Here is a 2,042-nt window from a genome sequence, read left to right as displayed (position 1 = left end):
TTCTCTTCCTTCTTATCCTCTTCGATGATATTGATCTTGTTTTGATTTTCCTCTTTGTTGATTGACTTATTATCTTCCTTGCCATTGTTCTCGAAGAGTTCTACCATGTTCCTTACTGTCTGCTTAACCTCTACAACTTCTTCCGGAGCAGGCTGATCCAGATGCTGCTCATCTATGATGAGTTCAAACTCTTCTTCCTGCAATGCAGCGCCGGCCTGAGGCTGTACATGAACTTGGGGCTGGATGTTTTCTTCCTGAACCTGAGGCTGTATCTGAACCTGAGGCTGAATATTCTGCTCCTGAACATGAGGCTGCTGTACCTGCATCTGACCCTGTCCGGCCATGGCAACCTTAAACGCTCTGAAGGCATCATTAAGAGCAGCAAACTCCTCATTGGATCTGCTGTGACCTCTTTCGTCATCTCCATACTTTCTCTGGCGTGTTACGCGACCTCTCGCATTTTTTGTATACTTGTAAAGAGGATCTGATTCAAATTCAACTTCATACTCTCCAAAGCAGATCTGATGATCCCTGCGCAGTCTGTAGTCTAAATACTTATCGATCGCATCGATATAATTGATCCTGGCTCTGAGCTTTGCATCATTCTGGATTTCAAGACCAATAGGGTCATTGCCAGGATTATTCATCAGGTTCTTGTAGTAAGGAAGAGCTCTTTTTGTGAGATCGTAATAATCCCTAATATTGGCGATAATGTACTTTCCAGCTTTGCTTCCCTTAATGGCATCTGCAGAAGGAAGAGGCATCTTCATAAATCTCTTAAGGGCATGCCTTTGCATCGCAAGTTTCCCGGCATCGTCAGCTTTGTCGTACTCCTTGTTCCACTCAAGGTTCTCCTTCTCAGCCTTGGATAAAGGCTCCATATCAGTGCCATCGCTAAGTCCTAATACAGATTTCTTTGGCCATTCAAAAACTGACTGCTGTCTCTGAAGTACTGACAGCTCAGTCATCAAGATCGCAGCATTCATATCACAGCCGGGATTTTGCTCATCTCTGTATGTATTCATATTTCTGGTATATGCAGCTTTATTAAGGCCATTGGCTTCTCTCCACTTATACTGGGCCTGAGGCACATTATCGATCAAAGTCTTGGTGGCCTTTTTGATCTCGGACTCCACTTTGGTAAGTTCTGAGCGAAGCTTTCTAAGCGTCACAGCATTATCCTGCTTATTGCTTTCAAGCTCTATAAAATGCTCAAGCTGATCCTTGAGTACAAGATTGCAGGAGAGTCTGGATCTTCCTATAAGGTATTTCTCGTGCTTTTTATTCTGAGCCTTAACGAAAGCTACACTCTTAAGAGCTTCCATTCTGCACTTCATGATTTCTTTCCGGTGCTTATATTTGGTCAGAGAATCCACTGTACTGTTCGGATCGTCATCTTTTCTGTATTCATACTGCTTGTTCTGAACATCCATGAATTTGTGAGCCGCCGTATCAGCAGCATACTGCCTGTCTGTTGCCTTATGGTAATTATACCGGCCGGCATATTCAGTCAGCTTGTCCTTGTTCTCACCGATGTTGGAAAGCTTCTGATAGCGCCTTATCTTGGCTGTCTGTGCATCCCTGTCACTAAAATAATACTTAGTCCTAAGGGCAAAAGCCTCCTCAGACTTATCCGAAATCTTCGCAGTCAGATGCTCCATGAGCTGCTCCGGATCATAATCATAAGAAGGCTTATTTATATCAATTCCTTTATTTATCTCATTTGTTACAAAGAGATCTCTGTTATCCTGATTGTCCTGTTTTTTCTTATATTCTTCAAATCCTGACATATCTTCATCTCCCATTCTTAGTAATATCTATCCTTTAAAACTCTGCCTCATATATATGGGTTGTTTTTGATTTTGGAAACAGATGCTTGGCAAGCTGTTTGGATTCATCATTCATAGCATCAAAGGTAAGGCTTGCGCCCGGGAAAAGAGTCTCCATCTTGCTGACAGTGCTTCCAAGAAGCTCTATAAGGCCTCTTGGATACTTGCCATAAAGATATGAGAGCTCCAGATTGCCGTTTGATAACTTTCTCA

2 protein-coding genes are annotated in these 2,042 nt (G+C 42.7%); both read right to left on the bottom strand.

The annotated features are described in order from the left end of the window. A partial coding sequence (locus J6I68_RS13445) for a hypothetical protein (RefSeq protein WP_292221076.1) occupies nt 1-1,790 on the bottom strand: 1,790 nt, incomplete at its 3' end. Between the two features lie 34 nt (nt 1,791-1,824). Then, the coding region (locus J6I68_RS13440; RefSeq protein WP_292221074.1) for a hypothetical protein at nt 1,825-2,042 on the bottom strand (218 nt) is incomplete at its 5' end.

The sequence above is a fragment of the Butyrivibrio sp. genome (genome assembly GCF_017940685.1).
Lineage (GTDB): Bacteria > Bacillota > Clostridia > Lachnospirales > Lachnospiraceae > Butyrivibrio.
Note: the sequence above shows the minus strand (reverse complement) of the source record. Positions and strands in the feature narration are given on the sequence as shown.